Source organism: Vibrio sp. NH-7, assembly GCF_053643215.1.
In genome coordinates, this window is record NZ_CM132187.1 from 1,967,102 (window position 1) to 1,990,853 (window position 23,752).

Genomic DNA, 23,752 nt, shown 5'->3' on the forward strand with positions numbered 1-23,752 from the left:
TTTTATTATTTGTACTCTAAGAAACGTTACTTCTTCTGACGAGCTTCGAAGGCTGCAAGCTGCTCTGGCGTTGCTTTCGGTTGATGATTTTGTTTCCACTCATCGTAAGTCATGCCGTAAACACGTTCACGCGCGTCATCAATATCCAAATCAAGACCTTGATTATCCGCTTCTGCTTTGTACCATTTGCTAAAGCAATTGCGACAGAAACCCGCAAGAATCATCAGGTCGATATTTTGCACATCTTTATTTTCATCAAGGTGTGCCAACAAGCGACGAAATGTCGCGGCGTCTAGCTTATCTTGCTCTTCTTGAGACAGGTTTTTGTATTTAAATTCAGCCACTTTACTACCCTTGTTATGATTGTTGGTGTGTAAAAATACTACCAAGTAATCGCTCCACTGAACAATCTAAATTACCCATGCCTAAAATTGCTCAGCTTAGGCTACAAACAAAAACACCCAAGCGAAAAGCTCGGGCGTTGTCGTTATTAGTCAATGTTAGCCTTGGATACCAACGATCAACCATGGCGCATTCGGCGTAGTAAGATCACGCTCCAAGTGCCAGATATCAGCGATATCTTCTTCAATGCCTTCGACGGCATCACGGTAACGACCACTAAATTGAAGGCTGAGCTGTGCTTTCGAAGCATCGTAATCGGCACGAACAATTTCAGCATCAACATACATAACATCAGTATGTTGCTCGCCCTCAAGTTTCGCTCGTTCTGATTTTAGATCCGCAAACAGGCTTGGAGAAACGTACTCTTCGATTGTTTCCAACTGATTGTGGTTCCAAGCGCCTTGCAGGATACGGTAGTGCTCACGAGATCCATTGATAAACGCTGCATGGTCAAAACCCGGTGGGTAGTTGTGTGGCACATCGGTTTGCGAGCCAAAGCCAAAACCACCTTGAGAACCCGCTTGTTGAGGTTGCTCGAAGTTGTGTACATTAGGTTGCTCAAATTTAGGAGCAGAACCGCCGAATGCTGGCTGTTGACGCTGCTGATTCATGCTGCCTTGTTTGGCTCCGAGCATGCCGCGCATCAACTTAAAGATGACAAAGGCGATCAGACCGATAATGAGAATATCCATAAACTGGATACCTTCGAACGCACCGCCAAAGAAAGCTGCGAGTAGACCACCAGCCAATAAACCACCCAGCAAGCCGCCCATTAGACCTTTTTTGCTTGAGCTTTGAGTTTTAGTGGTTTGGTCTTTACCAACCGTGTTGGTGTTTTGTTGCTGCTGTTTAGGCGCAGGAGCAGTTTTATAGCTTTTGCCAAAAGACTTACCACCACCAAACTTTTTAGCTTCTGCGATTGGCGTAATTGCCACAGAAACCATCAGTAGAGCAACAAGAGAAAACAAACGTTTCATAGTTATCCTTTCGGGTTCTTTCAAGATAAGAGTTTGTAGTTATCTTGTTATAATAAGGGTTGGTTAGAAAGAAGCAAACTAAATACTCCGTCACACATGTATCAGAATATTGCAAATTTGCCTTCTGTTAGTTGACGCTACAGGGTGTGGCTCATTAGAATATCGAACATTGTTCATTTTACTGTAATTACCATGGCACGACGCAACGATCATACTCGCGAACAACTTATCGCACTCACTCTCGATACTGTGAAGGACTTTTTGGAACAAAACTCCTACCACGAGCTAAGTCTGCGTAAAATAGCAAACATGATCGGCTATGTACCGAGTACGCTAGTCAATGTTTTTGGTAACTATAATTTGTTGTTGCTTCACGTTGTCGCTCAAACGCTAGACGAGTTGTCGGAAGAGGCAAAAAATGTCGTCGGCGGCAGTGTTGACCACAAAACAGCACTCTACCAATTGGCGTATTGTTATCACGATTTTGCGCAAAAGCACCCTCATCGATGGCAGCTAATATTCGAGCACAATATGAATGGTGAGGCGTTGCCCGAATGGCAATCTCAACGTATCGATAGCATGACAGGGATGCTCGAACACTTACTTAGAGTGCTGGCGCCAGAGCGCAGTGAAGATGAAGTTCTTAAAGCAAGTCGCGTATTATGGTCTGGTGTGCATGGAATCACGCTCTTAAGCGTTGATGACAAGTTTTTCGCCGCAGACCCAATCGATGGTAAAGAACTTATCGACAATCTACTGACCAATTACCTTGTTAATTGGTGATTAAGCCCTAAAGGAATCAGGCACACATGTCGAACAACCAAACCTCTTTGTTAGGGCAGAAACGATTTCTGCCCTATTTCATTACCCAGTTTTTTGGCGCATTTAATGACAACATTTTTAAAAATGTGTTGTTGCTGTTTGTTGCTTTTGCTGGTGTCGGTGCGCTGCCAATTTCAAGTAACCTCTTCATCAACTTTGCAGCTGGTCTCTTCATCCTGCCGTTTTTTCTATTTTCTGCCTCTGCGGGCGTCCTTGCGGACAAATATGAAAAGTCTTGGTTTATTCGAAAAGTGAAACTCGCTGAAATAGGCATCATGTGCCTTGGAGCGATTGGTTTTATCACCGAAAGTTACGTCATTCTCCTAGTACTACTGTTTTTGATGGGAACTCAATCCGCCTTCTTTGGCCCTGTCAAATACGCATTACTTCCTCAGCAATTAAAAGCCAATGAACTGGTTCCGGGTAATGCGCTTGTTGAAACAGGTACATTCTTAGCGATCCTACTTGGAACATTGGGGGCTGGTGTGATTGCTTCTGCTGAAAACGCTAAGTACATCGCCGCTGGCGCCGTCGTGCTATGCGCCGTGTTTGGTTATATTGCCAGTCGTTCCATTCCAGAAGCCCCCGCAAGTGCGCCTGATTTGTCGTTCAAGTGGCAACCCATCAAACAGACGAAACAAACCATCGCGATTGCCAAAGCAGACAAAACCATTTTTCTTGCTTTAATGGCAATCAGCTGGTTTTGGTTCCTTGGCGCGGCTTACCTGACACAGTTTCCTAACTTCACCAAAATTTACCTAAATGGAAACGAGAGCGCCGTTTCATTTTTACTTGCACTCTTTTCTGTTGGTATTGCGGTCGGTTCATTAGCATGCGACAAACTTTCCAATCACCGTATTGAAGTTGGCATCGTACCCATCGGAAGTCTGGGGATTACAATCTTTGGTGCATTGATGGCGACGTCCATCCCTAGCTACCTCCCTGAATTCGACTCGTTTTCCCAATTTGTTAGCTATCAAGAGTTGTGGCCGCTGTTTGCTTACTTGCTGTTGCTCGGCGCTTCTGGTGGCGTGTTTATCGTTCCTCTTTACGCACTAATGCAACAACGGGCAAAAGTGAATCAGCGAGCTCAAGTCATCGCGGCGCTGAACATCTATAACTCGTTGTTCATGGTTGGTAGCGCAGTGCTTGGAATTGTCTGTCTGACAGTACTGGACATGACGATTCCTCAGCTATTTACGCTGCTCGCGGTAATAAACCTACTGGTTGCAGTCTACCTGTTCATGCAGGTCCCTATATTTGTTGTGCGTTTCTTAGTGTGGATCCTGACGCACTCGATGTATCGAGTAAATCACAAAAACCTTCACCATTTGCCAGAGAAGGGCGGCGCGCTGATTGTATGTAACCACGTCAGTTACATGGATGCTCTTTTGCTCAGTGCGGTTTGCCCTCGTTTAATTCGCTTCGTGATGGAAGAAGAGTATGCAAGCCTTCCTCCTTTAAGGCGCTTCTTAAAACGAGCAGGCGTGATTCCTATCTCTGCTACAAATCGTACGTCTATTCGTCGCGCTTTTAATGAGGTAGAGCAAGCGCTCTCGGAAGGTCACATTGTTTGTATTTTCCCAGAAGGGCGATTGACGTCAGATGGCGAGATGAATGAATTTATGCGTGGAATGGATTTAATACTAAGACGCAGCCCTGTTCCCGTCATTCCTATGGCGTTAAAAGGGCTTTGGGGAAGCTACTTTAGCCGCTCCAAGGGAAGAGCATTCAAAGGGCTCCCTACCCGTTTCTGGTCTCGAATTGAAATCGAAGCCGGTACGCCTGTACAACCGGCAGACGCAACAACTTCCGTAATGCACGATCGTGTCGCTAAACTTCGCGGCGATTGGCAATAACAGACAAGCGTTCAGTTTGACTGAACGCTTGTTCAAAACATTCAACTCTACTTACCAAAAACAAGTTGATACACTTGCCGTCTGAGTTTTGTCCCTATCCCTACCATGAATAACGTAACCAAACAGTCTGTTTTTTGGCTTTCTCTGGCAATTTGCTTAACCCCCTTCATCACGTCGCCTACCGCATTGGTGATTGGTTTTTTACTTGCTTCTCTTGGTCTTGTTCCAGGTCAGTTCAATCTGGCTAAAGTCACTAAGAAGCTCCTCGCTTATTCAATCGTCGGCTTGGGCTTTGGTATTAACTTTGATCAAGCCTTAGCAGTGACATCGGATGGGATCGGGTTAATCATCTCAACCATTGTCGGCACGCTAGCCTTAGGCTGGGCAGTCACTAAATGGATTGGTCTGAACAGAAAAACGGGCTATTTAATTTCTGCAGGAACAGCAATATGTGGAGGAAGTGCCATTGCTGCGGTCTCCCCCGCCATCAAGGCTGATGACGAACAAATCGGCTTAGCGCTTGCAACTGTGTTTGTCCTAAACTCCATTGCCTTATTTGTCTTTCCCGTAATTGGCCATGCGCTCAACTTAGATCAACATACTTTCGGCACATGGGCAGCGATTGCCATTCATGATACTTCTTCAGTTGTCGGCGCAGCATCTGCCTACGGTGAAGAGGCTCTAACCACAGCAACAACGCTTAAACTAGCTCGTGCCCTGTGGATCATTCCCGTCGCCTTGTTCAGTGCGTTTTTGTTTCGCAGCGACTCGAAGAAGATTGCCGTTCCATACTTCATTTTATTCTATTGCGTTGCCATCGCCGTCAGCGACTTGATTCCAAGCTTTGATTGGCTGTTTCAAGGCATCTTTGACGTTTCAAAACGCGCCTTAGTGGTGTGTTTGTTCCTAATCGGGTGTGGTATTTCGGTGGAAAAATTGAAAGCAGCAGGTCCAAAACCGTTAATGTTTGGTGTGTCCCTTTGGATGATTATCTCCACGACATCACTCGCGTGGTTGACCTTGTTCTAGACTCAATCGACCCCTAGACGGAATTTCGCGCGTTTTTGCTGCCGATGGCTCAGAACCATCGCAGCCACTAACAGAAACGCGCTCAGCTCAGCTAACGCGCGTATCAAGCCTTCGCTCTGTATCGCCACCACAATTTGCAGCAACACTGCAATGACCAATAACGTTTTCATAATCCTTTATATCCATAATCTAACTTAACGCTGTTTATTATGAATTAACGCTATATGTTTGCTAAATGCACATTTGGACTATGAAATTGCTAAATTAACTAAGTTGTACCATCTGGGAGCGCGGGGCGTTACAATGGACGCGGCTCTCCGAGATAAAACCCTTGCAAGTAATCAACCCCCATCTCTGTGGCGATTTCACACACCGCTTGATTGTGGATAAACTCCGCCACCGTTTTTGCTTCAAAAACCTGACACAGTCGAATCAACTGAGACGTTATTTTGCGTTGTTTTTTATCATGGTCAATTTGGCGAATTAAGCTGCCATCGAGCTTGATAATGTCGGGTTGCAGTTGAACGATTTCATCCAAGTTGGAGTATCCTGAGCCAAAGTCATCCACTATGATTTTGACGCCTAGTTTTCGAAAGTGGTTACACACATCAATCATTTGCGAGAAATCGCTGATCTGCTCTGACTCTACGATTTCAATGCCCACGCGACTTGGTTGCTTCAACGCGAGAATATGCTGCTCTAAAAGCGCTAACGTATTGTCGTCTAACATATCTTGAGGCGATAGGTTCAAGGTAAAATGATCGTGGCGAGATGACATTGCTGCAAAGCTGTTTGCTATCATTTGCTGGCTAAATTTGGTGTACAAGCGTGTGCCTTGCACCAAGGGAAGAAAATACCCTGGCGGCAACACTTCATCACCGTGGGTCAGCCTCGCGAGACACTCATAACTCACGATGTCTCGCGTTTTTGCGTCATAGATCGGCTGCCCGTAAGGGACAACATTTTGATGAATGATGGCGTGATTGGCGACCGACAAACGCTCCAGTGATTCTTTTCGTTTATGTTCCTGCTGAACGAGATCACGAGCATCACAAAGGTAACGGTTGTTTTTCGTTGCCCACCGCCGAGCTTCAATCGTTTTGAATAACAGTGAATCGGCTGAGCAGGTTAAAAACTCTTTCTTCTCAGCGATCCCCGCAGTCACTGAAATAACAAGGTGGGTGCTATCAAGAAACGAAAGATCGTTGAAATCGAACGACTCGATTTTCTCTATGAATGCTTCGAACTCTTCGCGAATGTCTCTCGCGGCTAACGTCTTGGAAAAAATCGTCGCCCACTCACCAACACCAATCGCGTAGAGTTTGGTCTCTTTGGGTAAGAACTCTGCCATTTGGCTTTTCAAAAATGAGGTCAACAATACCAAAACATTGTCCCCCACCGAATAACCATACTTCTCGTTGATGTCGGTTAAGTTGTTAATTTTGATATTAAAGAGGCAGTCGTCAAGCTCCATGCCCGCAATGTCTTCCAGTAACACCGCTCGGTTTGGCAAGCCTGTACGACGGTCAGTGCGGTAGCTGGTCATGAGTGCACGAGCTTGGCTATCGACCTTTTTCTGCATCAATTGATTATCAATTTCCAAATCGATAAACGAGTTACGTATCATGGAAAACAGTGGAGAAACCGGTGAAGTCAGTTGAAACTCAGGTTGCGCGGCAGCCGAGGTTGCTTCTCCTTCCCTCATTGCAACCAATGTCATGCTGTGATGAAGAATCGATTGTGTGCACTCTTCTTTAAACAGCTCCCCCATGCAATAGAAACCAAAGCTGTCGGCAACGGACTGAAGTGGAAGCAGCTCAGAATTTCCCTCAATAAAGTCCAAGCGCGATGTGCAGTTGTAAATAAAAATATTGTCTGGCTGAAAGTTAACTAAGTGATATGCGCCTTGCTGTACCTGCTGGATAGTGAGTTCCGGGTGGTCATAACAAAAGCGGACTTTATCACCAATGTTGAGTGGTTTATCAAATTCAATACTCAGGTCTTCTGCAAGTGACACCGGCGTATAGATATCTTGTGCTTTTTGCTCCCCTTTCATCATCGGGAAGCCATGCAACATTTCAGGGGAAAAGTCATTACCATCAGCAAGATAACGGCGATAGATTTGCCCAATCGGCTCATCATTTAAGGTCAGGACTCGGGCTCCCTGCGCTTGGGTGACGATAAATGTTTGACCGACTGGATTCCACTCATTGTACGATTTTTGCCAAACCTGTAACTGAGGCGCGTTAATAGCAACCGCAACGAGACTAGACTCGTGAAACTCCCCATCTAAAAACGCCCAACGGCCATTGGTTGTTATAACGGTCGCGCCGCCAACAACAGGGACACTATCATGGGAAAAGGCACTAAATAGAGCCTTGTCGCTTGATGACATCCTGTCACCAAAACATATGATCATTTTGGTGTCCAAGCCGATAGAGAGCCCTTCGTACAGTTGTTCAGACGCTTGGCGGCTACTTGCCACAAAGCTTGCGCTCGCAGTCGTAAAGGTTGCTTGTTCAAACTGAGTGAGCACCAGCAATGAATCGCCTTTATTGATATTCCCTTGCTCTATCGTCGACAGGGCGCTGCTGCCAATCACCGTTGCGTTTGGCCAACGCAGCTTAATTGCAGTATAGAAAGTCAACACCTCTTCTTTGGGCTGAGCCGAAAAAAGTTGAATCAAAGGGCGTTGGTAAACGGAGGGGATGCTTTCTAATTTTTGCTCTAACTGCGGGAGAGTGTGAAACGCAAGAGAAGTACTATCCATAGTATCAGTAACTATCCTTTTCAATGGTGGCAGCGTTAACTGTCTATTTACATAGTAAAACAAACAACATATCGATTATGCAACCTATCGCTTTATTTAATGAGCGCTTGGTGCTCTTTAAACCAATCTTTGACGGCTTTTCGAGATAGCTTTATCCCATTACCTAAGAGTGACTCTGGCAGAAGGTGGTAGGCAATTGGCCATTTAAACTTGGTTAGCCTCGGTTTAAGGTAAGTTTCAATCTGACTCAATTCAGGGAGTCGCTTGGCATCCAAAATCGCGACAGGTCTGAAACCGAATTCTTCATCAGCGACTGGGATTACGATAGCTTGCTTAACGCCTGCGAACTCATTCAGTACCGCTTCAACTTCCTCACAGTGAATGTTCTCGCCCCCGGAAATAAATAGGTTGTCCGCTCGACCAATGATCTTAAGCTCATCACCGACCCAAGCACCAAGATCTTTCGTGTCAAACCAGCCATGCTCAGTAATGGGTGTCACTGCACCTTGGCGGTAATACCCTAAAGCGAGAGTGTCACCACCAACGAATATCCGACCATCTTCTAACTTAACCTTGCGGTTTGGCAATACAGAGCCGGCGCTGTAATGCTCGTCAATTTGCTTCGCGGTCACCGTCGAGGCCGCCTCCGTCATCCCGTATCCGAGCCAAGTATCAATACCGCGTTTAGCCGCTTGCGAACTCAACGCGATGGGGACATGGCTACCACCGAGTAAAACATGAGTTAACGTGAGCTCAATGTCTGCTTCAAGCAAGCGCTTTAACTGAGTAGCGACCAAAGAGGCATGGGTGACAGTTGAAATGTCGGAGTGCAAATCTCCACTGCCCACCTTTAACGTCGCCCCGCTTTGCAGCCAGCGATACATAATCGCCAAGCCCGAAACATGATAAAGCGGCAAACTAAGCAGCCATGTGTCACCTTGCTGAAAGCGGAAACGCGCTAGAAGCCCTTGTGCGGAAGCGAGATGCTGACGCGAAGTATGAGCCACCGCTTTTGGAATGCCTGTGGTTCCTGATGTAAACACGATAGTTGCGATAGCGTCTGAACGGTAGGCGCGACTTGTTTGCTCCGCAGACGAAGGGGCGTACTCTAGCGTTCGCTCTGCACTCACTTCCGGACTCCAAATCCAGCGCTGCTGGTGTGATGCGTAAAGCGTACTAAGCTTGGTTTCGAGTTCACTCTCTGTTTGGGGCATAGTGAATGCGCATACCGCCCCGATTTCTAAGGTCGCGAGAAGTAAAATGACCGACTCCGGGCTATTTTTCCCAACGCAGGTCACCACGTCTCCCGATTGAACACCTTGCTGCCTAAGACTGGCTGCCATCATCAGGGCTTCGCGCTCTAACTCTGCCCAAGTGTAGTGTTTCTTCGGCGTGTCTAGCGCCAACAAAGATGGGCTTGATTGAGCCCATTGATTGAGTGGAGAAGGGACTGGTTGCATCAAGATTGCCAAATCAAACTTTGGTCCGCTAGGCTAACCAGTGGCAAGTCGCAACCAGGCCAAGCAACTTCAAGCTGCTGAGCAAACAAACCGACCGTATCCAATCCTGGAACTTCATCTGGCAGTTGCCACTGAGCCAAACGCGCTAATTGAGTCAAACCTAAGCTTGATTCAATGCTTGAGCTTATCACCGCTTTAATGCCAAGCGCTTTTGCACGCTCAATCAGCTCGATACAACGCTGTACGGATCCAATGAGAGTTGGCTTGATGATGATCGCCTTCGCGCCATTGAAGTCTTCCAGCTTAAAGTCATCTTTTCGAATTGCATGCTGCAAGGTTTCATCCCAAGCAATGGCAATGCCGGTATTGATGGCAAATGAAAAGCTGTCACCAGGCGCCTGACACGGCTCCTCAATAAATGCGATACGACCACGAAGTGAAGGGGCAACTTTTTTTGCAAATTGCTGTGCTTTTTCCGCCGTCCAAGCTCGGTTTGCATCCAAACGTAACGTTAGGTCTGGAATCGACTCCAAGAATAAGCTGACAAGCATGCCATCACGAATGGGTTCATACAGACCCACTTTGATCTTAGCGACTTTATCACCAGTCATCGCATTCAGTTTAGGTAACAGTTCATCGGGGTCGCCTGAACAGAGTGGTGCCGCTTGATAGCACCCCGACTCTGGTAGTTGATTTTCAAGCTCCAGTTGAGCCATTGATAGCCCAAAGGCGACCGACGGATAGAGCCCATCAAGTTCAAAGGTGCGACCTTCTCGCCATAACGCCAATTGTTCAACCAATTGCGAGTAAGCATCATCCATTGATTCGAGACTAAAACCAGGTAGTGGAGCAATCTCACCGCGACCTGTTTCACCATCAAGCTCTAACTCAACCACAAAACCTTCGCGTTGTTTCAACCGTTCCTCACGCAGTATCACCCCACTGTCCATCGGCAATTCATAGCGATACAGTTTGGCTGATCTCATAGCAATATCCCTTTCTTTGTTGATATAAATGTAGCTTGTATTGGATATTTCACCCATTTGTACTTTGATATCTAAGCTGTAGCCTCAAGAACAAGGAGAGGACGCGGAATATAGAAGCCTATATGAGCATCCTCGACACAGTTATTGAGGCTAAAGCGACGATATCGACAACAAGTTAAGGGTTGCGTGGGAATTTATTAAAGTCCGGACGACGCTTCTCGTTGAACGCGTTACGACCTTCCTGGCCTTCTTCTGTCATGTAGAACATCATTGTCGCGTTACCTGCTAGCTCCTGAAGCCCCGCTTGACCGTCACAGTCGGCGTTCAGAGCCGCTTTCAGACAACGAAGAGCCATAGGGCTATGTTGTAGCGTTTCACGACACCAGCGCACGGTCTCTTTCTCTAGATCTTCTAATGGAACAACGGTGTTCACAAGACCCATATCTAAGGCTTCTTGAGCATCATAGAATCGGCATAGGAACCAGATCTCACGCGCTTTCTTTTGGCCAACAATACGCGCCATGTAAGATGCACCCCAACCGCCATCAAACGAACCCACTTTCGGTCCTGTTTGACCAAATTGAGCATTCTCTGCTGCGATTGTTAAGTCACACATCATATGCAGCACATGGCCACCACCGACCGCCCAGCCAGCAACTGACGCGATCACAGGTTTTGGACAAGTACGGATTTGACGTTGAAAATCAAGAACATTTAAGTGGTGAGTGCCCGAATCATCTTGGTAGCCGCCGTAATCGCCACGGATCTTCTGATCGCCGCCTGAACAGAACGCTTTTTCGCCAAGACCGGTAAGAATAATGACGCCTACGCCTTCATCATAGCGAGCATCTGCCAACGCATTGATCATCTCTTTGACGGTTTGAGGGCGGAAAGCATTACGAACTTGTGGGCGAGCGATGGTGATCTTCGCGATGCCATCTTCCGATTTGTGGTACTGAATATCTTCATATTCACCGGTGCAGTCATTCCAGTTTACTGGTGCGTATAGTTCTTCTTCTGAGATACCGACTGTTTTTGCCATGGTGATTCCTGTTTCTTCTCTAAATGACTCAATGCGACGAATTTACGTGCGCATCGATTTGAGTTTTCACAATTGCTGCAAATGCTTGAGGCTGTTCAACATGAACATTGTGCCCAGCATCAACAACTTGACTGAAAGACAGACCGCTTTGTTCGGCCAACTGACTAAACTTCTTGTCTTTCTCGCCACAAATATAGTGTGTTGTTGTACTCGACGACTTTAGCGCGTCGAGCAAATAATCTTGTTTAGCTAATGACGTCGCCATCAACATGTGCGCCACTTGCGGGCCTAGGTTAGCACTGCGTTTAGCAATCAGTTTTTGTCTTTGCTCATGATTTAGTGAACTAAACACGGGTTGCTGATACCAATCGCTTAACACCTGCTCAATAGGCTCTGATTCGAATCGTTTTGCCCAGCGTGAATCATGGTTAAGTCGAGCAATTTTGTCTGCCTCATGCTGCAAACCGAAATTGCCCCCTTCAACGATAAGTTGCTGAATATTCAGGTTCGCGAAGTGATTATGGACCACCCCATTCATCGCAATACGGGCACCAAGGGAATATCCAATCAGTACTATAGGGCGATGTGGCGCAATTTGAGTGAGCAGCGTGTCAGATATTTGATCACAGCACTCTTTGAAATCGTGACAAGTTGAAAATGCGCTTAATCCATGACTAGGAAGATCAATCGAGAGTGCCGGATAGTCCATCAAATGAGCGAGAGTCTGCTGCCAATCTTCACCCGAGCCGAGTAAACCATGCAGAAACACCAACACTGGCTGTTGGTGTTTCTCGGTAAATGAATGATTTGCGTGACTATAAAGCATGGACTTGCTGGATAAATTCCTTAAGTTGAGAGGAGGCCTGTTCCGGCGGCGTTTGCACTTCCACCACTAAGGCGCCTCGACCTTGTTCCAAATGTGAACCTACTACCTCTAGATAGTCTGGCAAGGTTTCTGGTTTGACATACTCTAACTGGAACTGCTTCGCGGCATACTCGAAATTATAGCCATGCGGCATTTGATAGAGCGCCTGTTTTTGCTGCTCTGGCACGGGCAGTAAATCAAAAATCGCCCCACCGTCATTATTGGTCACGACCACAACGACAGGTGTCGTACTATGGGTAAGCAGCGCCAGCGAATTCACATCGTACAGCAGCGATGTATCACCGATAAACACCACGGTTGGCTTGCCTGTGGCACGAATTACACCACTGGCCGTTGCGATTAAACCATCAATGCCCGAAGCGCCACGATTGGTATACACTTCACGTTCATCTAAGCGACTGAACATGTCCACCAGACGGACAAAAAGACTGTTACCCACAAACAACTGCGACTGCTTAGGTAATTGATTTAACGTCAGTGCCAAGCCGATTTCAGACAGCGACACATCGGTACTTAAATGCACACCCGCTAACGATGAGATGTGTTGGGCATAACTTTTAGCATCATGCGCCCACCCTTGTTTGGTCGACGCAGTAGGCAATAACCTTTCATCGAAAGACTCTATCCACTCTTCCACTTCGCATACATGATGCTGCTGCATCAAATGGGTTTGATTATTTCGATCAAGCCTAGGAGATACGAAATGGTAATCCGCTCCCCGACTTTCCACTTGTTGAGTCAACCAATGATTGAGTCGCTTTGAAATGATACGAGAGCCGAACTGCAACACCAACTCACATTCATTGAGTGCGTGCGAGGCAGAACAGTTTTGCAGCCACAAGTCATAGTGAGACCAGTCTGACCCCACACCCGATTGAGGATCGCACAAAAGTGGCCAGCCAAGCTTGTCCGCAAGCTGAGCGACTTTTTGCGCTTGTTGTAATGTCACACTGCCAAGAACGACGACGCCTTTTTTCTCAATGAAATTACCGACATCGATATGAGGCTTTGGTGAGGCAAGGTGCTTGGCACTGAACACGCGGCCACTGTGCCACCAGTCTCCAAGCTGATCCATGTAGTCTTGATAGAGCGTCACGGACTCATCGCTATAAAGTGGCTCTGGAAATGGGCAGTTGATGTGAATCGCGCTGCCTTGGTTAGCCTGCTCTGCCATCACTTGATCGACGCTCGTCAACAGCCATTTTAGCGGCACTTGCAGCGAAGGACTTGGCAGCTCAAGCGATACCGACACATGGTTTGAAAAAATGCCCGATTGCTGAATCGCCTGGTTTGCACCGCAAGAAACCAACTCGATGGGTCTATCGGCTGTGAGTACAACGAGTTTCTCGCCCGTTAATTTTGCTTCCGCAATGGCGGGGAGTAAATTCGCCACTGCTGTACCCGACGTCACAACAATCGCGACCGGCTTTTGGCTTGCTTTGGCGAGACCTAAAGCTAAAAAGCCCAATCCCCGCTCGTCAAAATGCGTATGGAGGGATAATTGAGTGTGTTGATCCGCTTCAAGTGTCAGTGGTGTCGAACGAGAACCAGGCGCAATACAAATATCGCTAACGCCAAAGCGGGTTAACTCTTCAAGCAAGGTTCTACACCAAATTCGGTTGACCACAGCTTGATTAACACAAGGTAGTGCATGACTCATTTAAGACGCGACTCCCAATGGTGGGTTATCTGATATGAGTGAGAGTAACGTCGACATCTTCTTATCGAGCTCTTGCCATTCATACTCAGCAACTGAGCCCGGAACAATCCCTGCACCAGCAAATAATTGAACTTGATCATTAAGGACTAAAGCACTGCGGATTGCGACACAAAACTCGGCGCGCTGGTGGCTAATAAATCCCATAGATCCGGCGTACCAACCTCGAGCGAACGGCTCGTTTTCACGAATAAACACCATCGACTCTTTTCTTGGTAGGCCTGCCACGGCAGCAGTCGGTTGCAGCGCACTGAGCAACTGAACGCCATTGACCCCTTTGTGGAGGTGAGCATGAATACTGCGCTTTAAATGTTGCACTTTACGCAGACGCACCAAACGAGCCTCTTGCTCAACTTCGACGCGTTCTGAATGAGGCGATAGACGCTCTATGATGTCATCCACCACATACTGGTTCTCATTGAGATTCTTGCTGTCATTAGCTAACCAGTTTGCTAGCTCCATATCCTGACTGGCATTGAGGCCACGTCCTATCGTGCCAGCGAGTGCTTCGGTGTAAAGCTCTTGCCCTTGACGCAAATAAAGACGCTCAGGTGTTGAGCCAATAAAGGAGTGCTTTCGGTCTAAAGAGAGCATGAAGTGGAAGCTGTGATGATTGTGCAAGTAGCTTGATTTTAGAAATTGCGAGGCGCACAGCGGTGCACTTAATGTTACGGCGGTTTTTCGCGCCAATACCACTTTTTTGAAATCGTTATTTTCTATACCAGTCAGCACTTTTTCCACCAACTGAGACCACTCTGCTTTCTCTGGCGTGTGCTGGATATGCTCAATATGAGCAGAGACTGGAAGCAACGGCGTAACTTCAAGCTGCAACTTATACAAACTCGCCAAAGTGCGATGCTTATCCGCACTCAAATTGGCCGCCAAAGACCAAGTTTCGTCAAAGCGAATTAACTCAATTTGCGGTAAGAAGAAAAAAGAAGACATGCAGCGACGGTTTTTGTCCGTCTGGCCATCGAACGATCGCCCTCCCCATATGCGCTGATCATCAGCCAAAATCGCGTAAGCAGGTGCCGGCTCCACAAACGTATGCAGTTGCCCTAATGCGACCACTTCTTCGCGAGTATCACGAGATTGCCAGTAAAACTTGGGGAAAAGCGGTTGCGCTTCTAGCCAATCAATAAATGCAAAGTCAGGTTTTTCCTCAAGAACTTGAACCAGACGGGTAACACCGTCCTTTGCATCCTTTACGCGTTCAATCAGTTCAGTGACGGCTTGATGAAAATAGGACAAATCAGCCTCGTATGCATGGGGAATAATATTTATTTTAGGTGATTACTGTATTTATAGACCCTACTCAAATCAAGGTTGCAACTAATGTTTTGCAAAATCCTGTGATAACGGACGTGCTACAAGGGGTGAAATCTAGGCACTCAGTCAGATTTTTATTCTAAAAAAAATGTTTTTGATGTAGTTTAATAAAGAAATTCAATTATTTTTAGGTTTTAATCAATGCAAAATATCGGGATGTCGTCAAAACTCGACAATGTCTGCTATGACATTAGGGGTCCTGTACTAAAACATGCTAAGCGCATGGAGGAAGAGGGGCATAAAATACTGAAGCTAAACATTGGCAACCCCGCCCCATTTGGCTTTGACGCCCCTGACGAAATCCTGGTTGATGTGATTCGTAACCTGCCGACGTCTCAAGGTTATTGTGATTCGAAAGGCATCTACTCGGCGCGAAAGGCCGTGGTGCAACATTATCAACGCAAAGGCATCCGTTCTCTTGATGTTGAAGATGTTTATGTGGGTAATGGTGTGTCAGAGCTTATCGTGATGGCCATGCAAGCTCTGCTCAATAACGGTGACGAAATGCTCGTCCCTGCGCCGGACTACCCTCTTTGGACAGCTTCTGTGGCACTGTCGGGTGGTAAAGCGGTTCACTACATGTGTGACGAAGAAGCAGACTGGTACCCAGACCTTGACGATATCAAAAGCAAGATAACTCCTAAGACGCGCGGTATCGTGCTTATCAACCCAAACAACCCAACGGGTGCGGTTTATAGCCGAGATTTCTTGCTTGAAGTGATCGAAATTGCTCGCCAACACAAGCTGATCATTTTTGCCGACGAGATTTACGATAAAGTCCTATACGATGGCGCTACACACACCTCGGTAGCGACATTGACGGAAGATGTTCTTGTCGTCACCTTTAATGGCCTTTCGAAGGCGTACCGCGTTTGTGGTTTCCGTGGCGGTTGGATGTTCTTGACTGGACCAAAGCATCAAGCGCAAGGCTATATTAATGGCTTGGATATGCTCTCTTCTATGCGCTTGTGTGCCAACGTCCCTATGCAGCACGCAATCCAAACCGCATTGGGTGGTTATCAAAGCATCAATGAATTGATCCTACCTGGCGGTCGATTGCTCGAGCAACGTGACAAAGCGTGGGAGTTGGTCAATCAAATTCCGGGTGTCTCTTGTGTTAAGCCCAAAGGCGCGATGTACCTATTCCCGAAAATCGACACTAAGATGTACAACATCAAAGACGACCAAAAAATGGTGCTCGACTTCCTGGTTCAAGAGAAAGTGCTGTTGGTTCAAGGTACTGGCTTCAACTGGCCTAAACCTGACCACTTCCGCATCGTCACCCTACCGCATGTAGAAGACTTAGAAATGGCTATTGGCAGATTCGAACGCTTCTTGTCGACCTACAGTCAGTAGTAATCAGGTATTATTTTTCATATGCTTAAAGGGTACTCAATGAGTACCCTTTTGTTTTTGCGCCAAGGAGTCTTTACATGCCCAATACCAACCCAAAGGAAAGCCACTTTTTCGCCCACCTTGCCCGCATGAAACTCATTCAACGTTGGCCACTGATGCGCTCTGTCTCAACAGAAAACATCTCGGAGCACAGCTTGCAAGTCGCGTTTGTCGCTCACGCTTTAGCGCTCATCAAAAACAAAAAGTTTGGCGGAAGTCTTAACCCTGAGCGAATAGCCATTCTCGGTATGTATCACGATACCAGTGAAGTGTTGACGGGGGATTTACCCACACCGGTGAAGTACTACAACCCTGACATTGCCAAAGAGTACAAAAAAATCGAGGCTGCAGCAGAGAAGAAACTTCTATCCATGTTGCCGGAGGAGTTCCAAGAGGACTTTGCGCCTTATCTTGTCTCTCAGCAAGCACACCCTGAAGATGCCGCCATTGTTAAGCAGGCTGATACCATTTGCGCCTACCTCAAATGTTTAGAGGAGTTAAGCGCTGGCAACCATGAATACGCGTTAGCGAAAAAACGCTTGGATATTACGCTTAAAGAGCGCCATACCCCCGAAATGGATTATTTCCTCAATACGTTTGCGCCCAGTTTTGAACTGTCACTCGACGAAATTAGCTGATCGAACGTATTTGACCGCTTAGCAGGCAAACCTTCTGTTTCAGGCCGCTTGAAGTCACAAACTTAAGCGTGTACGGTAAGAAAAAACTCAGGGAGACTGCCTATGACGTTTAAAATCAGCGATTTATGGCATGAACGTCATGACGACGAGCACAAAATTCGTCGTGATGATCACCGTAGCCCATTCCAACGAGATCGTGCCCGCATCTTGCACTCGGCAGCATTTCGTCGCTTGCAGGCAAAAACGCAAGTCCACGGTAATAGCTTTGATGACTTCCATCGCACGCGCTTAACTCATTCGCTTGAGGCCGCTCAACTCGGCACTGGCATTGTCGCGCAACTGAAAAAGAAACAGCCTGAGTTTCGTGATTTGCTGCCCAGTGATAGCTTGATTGATTCGCTTTGCCTCGCGCACGATATCGGCCACCCGCCTTATGGTCATGGTGGGGAAGTTGCACTCAATTATATGATGCGTGACCACGGCGGCTTCGAAGGCAATGCGCAAACATTTCGCATTGTCACCAAGCTCGAACCCTACACTGAACATTTCGGGATGAACCTCTCTCGCCGAACCTTACTTGGATTGATTAAATACCCTGCCATGATCAGTCAAACCAGAGCCGCGATTCTGCCGCAGAGTGTTTCTCATCAACGTCAGTTAAGAGCCAGAGACTGGACACCAGCAAAAGGCTTATACGACTGTGACCAAGATCTCTTCGATTGGCTTCTCTCCCCGTTGAGTTGCAAGGATAAAGCGCTGTTCAGCGCCATGCGCGACGAAACATTAACAGAAACGCAGCACAAGAAAACGCGCTATAAATCGCTCGATTGTTCCATTATGGAATTGGCCGATGATATTGCTTACGGCGTTCACGACCTCGAAGACGCAATCGTATTGGGCATGGTCAATCGCCATCAATGGATTGAAGGGGCAGCCAGTCAATTGGCAGACTGTGGTGATCCTTGGTTTGAAAAGCATATCATGTCCATCACAGATATGCTGTTTGCAGGTACTCACTTTCAGCGTAAAGACGCGATAGGCGGAATGGTGAACGCTTTACTAACCAGCATTTCGGTCAAGCCAGTGGATGCGCCGTTTGAGTGTGAATTGCTGTCATTCAACGCCTTTCTTGAACCGACCATGGCAACGGCGCTCGACATTTTAAAGCACTTTGTCAGCGACTATGTGATTCAGGTGCCACACGTTCAAGTTGTCGAGTACAAAGGTCAGCAGATCATCATGGATATTTTTGAAGCGCTCAGCGCCGATCCAGAACGCCTGCTACCTACTCAAGTTCGTCATCAATGGGCGCAGAAGTCGACCGAAACCGAAGGCTACCGTGTCATCGCAGATTACATCTCTTCGATGACAGACGGACACGCTCAGCGTTTACATCAGCAGCTCTTTTCTTCTCACTAGAGTCTGTGTTTATCAAAGGAGGCGACATCCCTATCGAGCCTCCTTTAATTTAAATAATTTTTCTCAAACACACCGGGCGGCATCTGCTTGATCTGAAACTCTATCATTTGATTAAAAGCGCTAATCAGTGGCGAAAAGTCTGCCTCCGGCTCAAGCAATTGCAGAATATGATAGCCCGCTTCAACCGTTGATAGGCTATTATCGCTCGGTGCCTTACGGATTCGGTAGTTGCCTTGCAAATTCTCGGGTAGCCGAATTAGAGGAAGTGTCTGTAAGTTGCTCGACAATTGCCACATCTTATAGGCTTTTTTCCATGTCCCATCGAGTAAGATAATGCGCACTTTTTGCTCTTGCTCCACTTTGCTTGCCACTTGCTGATGACTGTGCGCCCCTTCACCGGGGTAGAGGACAAAATGGTGAACCCCTTCTTCTGCCAGTAATTGATTGAGATCCGAGTGCTCGGAAAAGTTTTCATCAACGAAGCAATAGCTATTGGCAAGAGACAAACTTAATATCCGCGCGGTACCCATAGGCCTGTTCGTTTCACTTGGATGCTGTAGAATGACCAACTCTACCTTCGAGGGTAGGCTTTGTATCCACTCGCAAATACACGCTTTGAGTGATTTTCCACATTGAGAACAGTATCGAGACATAGAGTGCGTTTTTATTTTCCGTTAATGGCTATCAGTTTAGTTTGTTTAGGGCTGCAGTTTGAACCTCTTGCTTCACTCACTGAGTGGCATCGCCAATGGATTTCTGAGGGTCAATGGTGGCGAATCCTATCAGGAAACTTCACCCATACCAACTTTGCACACCTAGTCATGAATCTAGCAGGCCTCTGGGTCATCCACTTTATTTTTAAGCCTGGGCATCGCAGCTTTATTTTTGCTTTATTCTTCATAAGCCTAGCGGTTGGTTTGCTCAATTTATTTAGCGATATGACCAGCTATGTTGGCCTCTCAGGCGTACTGCACGGTTTATTCGCCTATTTTGCTTTGCAAGAAGCACTCAATGGTCGAAAGAGCAGTTGGCTACTGGTAATCGGTGTTCTTGCCAAGGTGACGTGGGAGATGACGATGGGCCCATCCCAGTCCACGTCTGAACTGATTCAAGCACGCGTCGCCGTGGAAGCCCATATGTATGGTGCACTTAGTGGATTGATACTCGGCTTTTTCGCAACCAAACCGCCTTTACTCGGCCACTTATCAAACAATGAACGATAATTTGTGTTGATGTTATTACCCAAAGGGCTCAGAATGGCGCCCTTTTTCTCGCCCGCTAATTCGAGCTGCGAGTCACTTCATACAGAGAACAATATATGGGTTTTACCTCTTTAGGCCTTTCTGCCCCAATCCTTAAAGCCATTGAAGATCAGGGATACGACAAACCGTCCCCAATTCAAGAGCAAGCCATTCCTGCCGTATTACAAGGCAAAGACGTAATGGCGGCAGCGCAGACAGGTACAGGTAAAACTGCTGGCTTCACTCTGCCAATCTTAGAGCGTCTAGACAACGGCACTCGCGTTAAAGGCAACCACGTTCGTGCTCTAATCCTAACACCTACACGTGAACTGGCCGCGCAAGTACAAGAAAACGTATTTAAGTACAGCCGCTACCAGCGCTTGACCTCTAACGTGGTTTTTGGCGGCGTGAAGATCAACCCGCAGATGATGAAACTTCGCAAAGGTACGGATGTGCTGGTCGCAACGCCTGGTCGTCTACTCGACCTGTACCAACAAAAAGCGATTAAGTTTGATCAACTCGAAGTACTTGTGCTGGATGAAGCCGACCGCATGCTAGATATGGGTTTCATTCGTGACATTCGTAAGATTCTGGCTTTGCTGCCTGCTAAGCGTCAAAACCTGCTTTTTTCTGCAACCTTCTCTGCCGAGATTCGCGAGCTCGCCAAAGGCTTGGTTAATGACCCAATCGAAGTTTCAGTAAGCAAAGAGAACTCCACTGCGGTTACCATCGAACAAAGCATCTACCCAGCAGACAAACGCAAGAAAGCGCCAATGTTGGTGAAGATGATCAAAGACGGTGATTGGAAGCAAACCCTAGTGTTCTGCCGAACCAAGCATGGTGCTAACCGCTTAGCCTTTTTCCTCAACAAAGAAGGCATTACCGCGGCGCCAATTCACGGTAACAAGAGCCAAGGCGCTCGTACTCGCGCTCTAGCAGATTTTAAATCGGGTGAGGTTAAAGTTCTGGTTGCGACCGATATTGCCGCACGTGGTATTGATATTCCTCAGCTGCCGCAAGTAGTTAACTTTGAGCTGCCAAACGTATCGGAAGACTACGTGCACCGCATCGGTCGTACTGGTCGTGCGGGCGAAGTGGGTAAAGCGTACTCCTTAGTAGAAGCCGCAGAAGCCAGCGAGCTGTTTGGCATCGAGCGTTTAATTCAGCAAGTTCTTCCTCGCCTTGAATTGGAAGGCTTCAAACCGACAAACGAACTGCCTGAATCAAAATTGGATACGCGACCAATTAAAGCGAAGAAGCCTAAAAAACCGAAAAAGCCAAAAATTGATCATCAGGACGGTCAACGCTCAGGTGACAATGCTCGTGGCAATAAACCTGCTAGTAAAAACAAGCGTCACTTTGGTCACAACAAGCCAAACGGAGAAAACCGTGGTAACAGTGGTCAATCAAAACGTAAACCATCAAACACCAAGCCAAAAAGCAACAACGCTGGCAATAGCGGAAACGGTCAACAACGCCGTAGACCAGCCAATCGCAAACCAAGCGGTCAAGCGAAAGCGCAATAAGATTTAAATCAAAACACTCCTCACTCAGGAGCGTTTTTTATTCGCCTCATAATGAAAAAGCCCTCGTGACTAGCGAGGGCTTGATACTTTTCAGTAAGGGGGAACTATTTCGTTAGTACTTATTTAGAATCTCAGCAATAGCCGATTCGTTTTCTGCACTAATGATCGCGTCAATGTCATCATCGTTTTGAAACAGCTCAGACAACGCAACAATCGTTTGAATATGACTGTCTGAATCTAGCGCAGCCAAAGTGACGGAGAAAAACACATCGCCGTTATCTTCGGACTCTAAATCCACACCATTCTTAAACACTGTGATTTGTAGAGCGGCTTCATTGACACCATCTTCCGGGCGAGCATGAGGCATTGCGATTTTCGGCGCCAGTACATAGTATGCACCGATTTCTTTGTGTTTCTGTTTAATCGCCTCTAGGTAAGTAGCATCCACCTTGCCCTGCTCAAGCAACTTAGAACAAGTGATATCAAGTGCGCTTTCTACCGTTAAGTTTTGCTCGTTTGAGATAACAATGTTATCGCCAATCAGATTCATAATGCTCATGATACTAACCACCCTAGAATTAGACCAACCACACCGAAGTCAAAGTCAGCGAATGTTGTTGCTTCAAGACCTAGACCACCTAGAACTGGAAGAAGAAGCATTGGTAGGAACGAGATACACAGACCTTGTGTGAACGAACCTAGAATTGCACCGCGTAGACCACCGGTTGCGTTACCGTAAACGCCTGCCGCACCGCCCACGAAGAAGTGAGGCACAACACCCGCAACGATAATCGTCCAGTCAAACATGCCTTGGATACCCATCGCGACTAGACCCGCAGCAAACGATGATAGGAAACCGATGAGTACCGCATTTGGTGCAACTGGGAATACCATTGGACAGTCTAGTGCTGGTTTTGCACCTGGTACGAGCTTGTCAGAGATACCTTTAAACGCTGGAACAATTTCTGCAATTAGCATCTTCACACCTTGCAGTACGATGTAGACACCACCTGCGAATGTTAAAGATTGCATAAAGGTGAACACTACCCAGTTTTGACCACCTGATACGGTTTCAACAAACTCACCACCAGCGATGATAGAAGCAAACATGAAGAAGATTGCCATAGTTGTCGCGACCGCTACTGGTGTATCACGTAGGAACATTAAGCTCTTAGGTACATTAATGTCTTCTGTTGTTTTCGACGTATCACCAAACTTGCTACCCATGTAACCAGATACTAGGTAAGAGAACGTAGAGAAGTGACCCATCGCAAGCTGGTCAGTACCCATGACTTTCTCAGTGTATTTCTGAGCTAGTGCAGGCATGATCACCATCAGTGAGCCTACTATCACAGAGCCCATAGCCACTAATACAGTGCCTTTAATGCCCGCTGTAGATAGGATTACAGCAACAAGCATAGACATGAACATAGTGTGGTGGCCCGTTAAGAAAATATATTTTAACGGAGTAAAACGAGCCAATAGAATATTTACTACGAAAGCAAAGAACATAATTAATGCCATTTCGTAGCCAAATGCTTCTTGAGCTAATGCTACGATTGCTTCGTTATTTGGAATAACACCACTTACACCAAATGCTTCGGTAAATACCGTTGAAAAATGATTTAGCGCACCTACAAGTGCACCTGCACCAAAACCTAAAATTAGGAAACCCATTACGGTTTTAATAGTGCCTTTTAAAACTGTTGATATATCTGACTTCTGTGCAATTAACCCCACAAAAGCAATTAAACCAACCATGATTGCTGGCTCTTTTAATAAGCCAAGCATGAATTCAAAGAAATTAGCCATAGTTTACTTCCTTACATGAAAGTTTTTAATTGTTCTTCAATAGACGCTTTATCAAAAATATTTGCTAGGCTAACAATATTTGTTTTACCCGCTTCAGCTAATTGGTTTGCGACATCAGTTGCGGCAACCCAAATATCAGCACCACTTGATGCTGCCGAAGAGAGATCTTCATGATCAACCTCTGCATCTAGACCAATTTTTCCAGCAACTTCTTTAACGGCCATCTCCATCATCAATGAAGTACCAAGGCCATTACCGCATACAACCATAATCTTTTTCATAATATTCTTCTCGTAGGGTTTTATTCAGAAAGCTGTGTGCTTTCGTTTATTCGTTGAGATGGATAATATCCAAATCGCCCCAAAACAGAATAGATCACCATCACAAAACCAAAATGACCTCGTGACCAAGATCACGCAAAATGAAGTTTCAAACACACTAT

General features: G+C 46.6%; 22 protein-coding genes. 8 read left to right on the top strand and 14 right to left on the bottom strand.

Features of this window, described 5'->3' with window-relative positions:
* Nucleotides 1-26 precede the first annotated feature (26 nt).
* Both ACUALS_RS09020 and ACUALS_RS09025 read right to left on the bottom strand, forming a co-directional pair.
* On the bottom strand, nt 27-344 hold the full coding sequence (locus ACUALS_RS09020) for a DUF1244 domain-containing protein (protein ID WP_038134692.1): 318 nt from the start codon (nt 342-344) through the stop codon (nt 27-29).
* 156 nt (nt 345-500) lie between these two features.
* On the bottom strand, nt 501-1,379 hold the full coding sequence (locus ACUALS_RS09025) for a Tim44 domain-containing protein (protein WP_038192577.1): 879 nt from the start codon (nt 1,377-1,379) through the stop codon (nt 501-503).
* 192 nt (nt 1,380-1,571) lie between these two features.
* Between ACUALS_RS09025 and ACUALS_RS09030 the strand changes: the two genes are divergently transcribed.
* From ACUALS_RS09030 to ACUALS_RS09040, 3 genes are all read left to right on the top strand, one after another.
* Nucleotides 1,572-2,162 (top strand): TetR/AcrR family transcriptional regulator, encoded by a 591-nt coding sequence (locus ACUALS_RS09030; protein WP_005473045.1) that lies wholly within the window; start codon nt 1,572-1,574, stop codon nt 2,160-2,162.
* Nucleotides 2,163-2,188: 26 nt separating this feature from the next.
* A complete protein-coding gene (locus ACUALS_RS09035; RefSeq protein WP_454448213.1) occupies nt 2,189-4,060 on the top strand; it encodes an MFS transporter in 1,872 nt (623 codons plus the stop codon).
* A gap of 105 nt (nt 4,061-4,165) precedes the next feature.
* Nucleotides 4,166-5,089 carry a YeiH family protein gene (locus ACUALS_RS09040; protein ID WP_454448214.1) on the top strand — a complete coding sequence of 308 codons (924 nt, stop codon included), beginning with the start codon at nt 4,166-4,168 and terminating at the stop codon, nt 5,087-5,089.
* A gap of 2 nt (nt 5,090-5,091) precedes the next feature.
* On the opposite strand, the gene ACUALS_RS09045 is transcribed toward ACUALS_RS09040, so the two are convergent.
* From ACUALS_RS09045 to ACUALS_RS09080, 8 genes are all read right to left on the bottom strand, one after another.
* Nucleotides 5,092-5,259, bottom strand: coding sequence for a hypothetical protein (locus ACUALS_RS09045; protein WP_331401186.1), 168 nt, complete (start codon nt 5,257-5,259; stop codon nt 5,092-5,094).
* 128 nt (nt 5,260-5,387) lie between these two features.
* On the bottom strand, nt 5,388-7,859 hold the full coding sequence (locus ACUALS_RS09050; protein WP_454448215.1) for an EAL domain-containing protein: 2,472 nt from the start codon (nt 7,857-7,859) through the stop codon (nt 5,388-5,390).
* Between the two features lie 92 nt (nt 7,860-7,951).
* Nucleotides 7,952-9,319 carry an o-succinylbenzoate--CoA ligase gene (gene menE, locus ACUALS_RS09055; RefSeq protein WP_454448216.1) on the bottom strand — a complete coding sequence of 456 codons (1,368 nt, stop codon included), beginning with the start codon at nt 9,317-9,319 and terminating at the stop codon, nt 7,952-7,954.
* Nucleotides 9,319-10,305 (bottom strand): o-succinylbenzoate synthase, encoded by a 987-nt coding sequence (menC, locus tag ACUALS_RS09060; protein ID WP_454448217.1) that lies wholly within the window; start codon nt 10,303-10,305, stop codon nt 9,319-9,321. The genes menE and menC overlap by 1 nt, the downstream gene beginning before the upstream one ends.
* A gap of 175 nt (nt 10,306-10,480) precedes the next feature.
* Nucleotides 10,481-11,347: a 1,4-dihydroxy-2-naphthoyl-CoA synthase gene (menB, locus tag ACUALS_RS09065; RefSeq protein ID WP_005472984.1), complete on the bottom strand. Its 867-nt coding sequence runs from the start codon at nt 11,345-11,347 to the stop codon at nt 10,481-10,483.
* Nucleotides 11,348-11,375: 28 nt separating this feature from the next.
* Complete coding sequence (menH, locus tag ACUALS_RS09070; protein WP_334475378.1) at nt 11,376-12,173, bottom strand: 2-succinyl-6-hydroxy-2,4-cyclohexadiene-1-carboxylate synthase; 798 nt, start codon at nt 12,171-12,173, stop codon at nt 11,376-11,378.
* Nucleotides 12,163-13,893 carry a 2-succinyl-5-enolpyruvyl-6-hydroxy-3-cyclohexene-1-carboxylic-acid synthase gene (gene menD, locus ACUALS_RS09075; RefSeq protein ID WP_454448218.1) on the bottom strand — a complete coding sequence of 577 codons (1,731 nt, stop codon included), beginning with the start codon at nt 13,891-13,893 and terminating at the stop codon, nt 12,163-12,165. The genes menH and menD overlap by 11 nt, the downstream gene beginning before the upstream one ends.
* Complete coding sequence (locus ACUALS_RS09080; protein ID WP_454448219.1) at nt 13,894-15,201, bottom strand: isochorismate synthase; 1,308 nt, start codon at nt 15,199-15,201, stop codon at nt 13,894-13,896.
* A 219-nt stretch (nt 15,202-15,420) separates the two neighbouring features.
* Here ACUALS_RS09080 and ACUALS_RS09085 point away from each other — a divergent pair, with 219 nt between their 5' ends.
* The 3 genes from ACUALS_RS09085 (at nt 15,421) to ACUALS_RS09095 (ending at nt 18,731) form a co-directional block, all read left to right on the top strand.
* On the top strand, nt 15,421-16,635 hold the full coding sequence (locus tag ACUALS_RS09085) for a pyridoxal phosphate-dependent aminotransferase (protein WP_038192601.1): 1,215 nt from the start codon (nt 15,421-15,423) through the stop codon (nt 16,633-16,635).
* A 77-nt stretch (nt 16,636-16,712) separates the two neighbouring features.
* Nucleotides 16,713-17,312: a 5'-deoxynucleotidase gene (gene yfbR / locus ACUALS_RS09090; RefSeq protein WP_005472963.1), complete on the top strand. Its 600-nt coding sequence runs from the start codon at nt 16,713-16,715 to the stop codon at nt 17,310-17,312.
* Between the two features lie 102 nt (nt 17,313-17,414).
* Complete coding sequence (locus tag ACUALS_RS09095) at nt 17,415-18,731, top strand: anti-phage deoxyguanosine triphosphatase (protein WP_454448220.1); 1,317 nt, start codon at nt 17,415-17,417, stop codon at nt 18,729-18,731.
* A gap of 44 nt (nt 18,732-18,775) precedes the next feature.
* Here ACUALS_RS09095 and ACUALS_RS09100 read toward each other — a convergent pair whose 3' ends face one another.
* Nucleotides 18,776-19,384 (bottom strand): tRNA-uridine aminocarboxypropyltransferase, encoded by a 609-nt coding sequence (locus tag ACUALS_RS09100; protein ID WP_454448221.1) that lies wholly within the window; start codon nt 19,382-19,384, stop codon nt 18,776-18,778.
* Between the two features lie 3 nt (nt 19,385-19,387).
* Between ACUALS_RS09100 and rrtA the strand changes: the two genes are divergently transcribed.
* Nucleotides 19,388-19,954 (top strand): rhombosortase, encoded by a 567-nt coding sequence (gene rrtA / locus ACUALS_RS09105; RefSeq protein WP_454448222.1) that lies wholly within the window; start codon nt 19,388-19,390, stop codon nt 19,952-19,954.
* A 95-nt stretch (nt 19,955-20,049) separates the two neighbouring features.
* The gene (locus ACUALS_RS09110; protein WP_454448223.1) at nt 20,050-21,498 is read left to right on the top strand and encodes a DEAD/DEAH box helicase; all 1,449 of its coding nucleotides are present in this window, start codon (nt 20,050-20,052) and stop codon (nt 21,496-21,498) included.
* A 112-nt stretch (nt 21,499-21,610) separates the two neighbouring features.
* Here the strand turns inward: ACUALS_RS09110 and ACUALS_RS09115 are convergent, their stop codons facing one another.
* From ACUALS_RS09115 to ACUALS_RS09125, 3 genes are read right to left on the bottom strand one after another with little or no spacing between them, the layout of a single operon-like run.
* Nucleotides 21,611-22,057, bottom strand: coding sequence for a PTS sugar transporter subunit IIA (locus tag ACUALS_RS09115; protein ID WP_005473059.1), 447 nt, complete (start codon nt 22,055-22,057; stop codon nt 21,611-21,613).
* The gene (locus ACUALS_RS09120) at nt 22,054-23,310 is read right to left on the bottom strand and encodes a PTS ascorbate transporter subunit IIC (protein WP_454448224.1); all 1,257 of its coding nucleotides are present in this window, start codon (nt 23,308-23,310) and stop codon (nt 22,054-22,056) included. The genes ACUALS_RS09115 and ACUALS_RS09120 overlap by 4 nt, the downstream gene beginning before the upstream one ends.
* Nucleotides 23,311-23,321: 11 nt before the next feature.
* A complete protein-coding gene (locus ACUALS_RS09125; RefSeq protein WP_454448225.1) occupies nt 23,322-23,591 on the bottom strand; it encodes a PTS sugar transporter subunit IIB in 270 nt (89 codons plus the stop codon).
* Nucleotides 23,592-23,752 lie beyond the last annotated feature (161 nt).